This window comes from Polaromonas sp. P1_E3 (assembly GCF_056405935.1).
This window is the reverse complement of sequence record NZ_JBFUBD010000623.1, coordinates 1-1177: the sequence shown is the minus strand read 5'-3', so window position 1 is coordinate 1177 and position 1177 is coordinate 1. Positions and strand designations below refer to the sequence as shown.

Below are 1177 nucleotides of genomic sequence, written 5' to 3'. Positions count from 1 at the left end.
ACGACATCCTGGTCGATTCCATCGTTGTGCTGGTGGCCCAGCTCATCGGCGTGGCCCCAGGGCAGTTCATCGCCATCGTCGCCTTCACCCAGCTCAGCGAAAGCTTTCAGCATGCCAATGTGCGGATGTGGTTTGGCCGCGTCGGCGAACGCCTGTGGGTGAGCCCGCGCTTTCACCGCTTGCACCACAGCATCGGGATTGGGCATGAGACGCCCGTCAAGGTGAATGCAGCGCAGGACGGACAATTTTCCGCCGGGCCGCCCCAAGGAAAATTAGCCCCCCCGGGGGGCAGCGCATTACACGAAGTGAAAAGCGTGGGGGCCGTCAGGCTGGGAGGCCACAACTTCGGCGTGCTGCTGCCCTGGTGGGACATGCTGTTCCGCACGGTCAATTTTGAGCAGCGCTATGACCCGACGGGCATTCGCGACYAGGTCGAAGCCAACCGCCAATACGGCAAGGGTTTCTGGTCGCAGCAGTGGATTGGGCTCAAGCGCCTCTTCGGCAAAGCCTGAACTGTGCAATTTGCTTGCCTCGTAGTCGGGGTATCCTGTTGGTCATGAGCAAACTCCTTGACGCTTTTTGGCGTGCCGCCATGTATTGCCTGCACCCACGGGTTATTGCCCTGTCGGTGCTGCCACTCATCATCATGGGAGCGATTTCGCTCGGCCTGGGGTACTTCTTCTGGAGCGATGCCGTGGAAGCCATCCGGTCGCAGATCGGAAGCTACGAGCTTGTCGGCACGCTGGTGCGCTGGCTTGAGGGGCTGGGCCTGAGCGACCTGCGTATGGTGCTGGCTCCGGCGTTGCTGCTGTTCCTGGCGATTCCCGTGATCGTGATTGTCGCGTTGCTCTTCGTGGCGCTGCTCATGACACCGGCCATGGTGGCCCTGGTGGCTGAACGGCGCTTTCCCCAGATGGAGCGCAAGCGCGGAGGCTCCCTGTTCACCAGTTTGTTCTGGTCGCTGGGCTCGACCTTGCTGGCCGTGGTGGCGCTGKTCGTTTCGATTCCACTTTGGCTGATCCCCCCGCTGATCCTGGTGCTGCCGCCGCTGATCTGGGGCTGGCTGACCTACCGTGTCATGTCGTATGACGCCATGGTGGACCACGCCAGCAGTGAAGAGCGGCGCCAGATATTCAAGGAACACCGCCTGCCGCTGTTGGCAATTGGTGTGCTCAGC

2 protein-coding genes are annotated in these 1177 nt (G+C 61.7%); both read left to right on the top strand.

All coding sequences use genetic code 11. The annotated features are described in order from the left end of the window. The coding region (locus AC1D0Z_RS22280) for a sterol desaturase family protein (RefSeq protein WP_477660325.1) at nt 1–512 on the top strand (512 nt) is incomplete at its 5' end. 44 nt (nt 513–556) lie between these two features. After that, on the top strand, nt 557–1177 hold a 621-nt coding region (locus AC1D0Z_RS22275), incomplete at its 3' end, for an EI24 domain-containing protein (protein ID WP_477660324.1).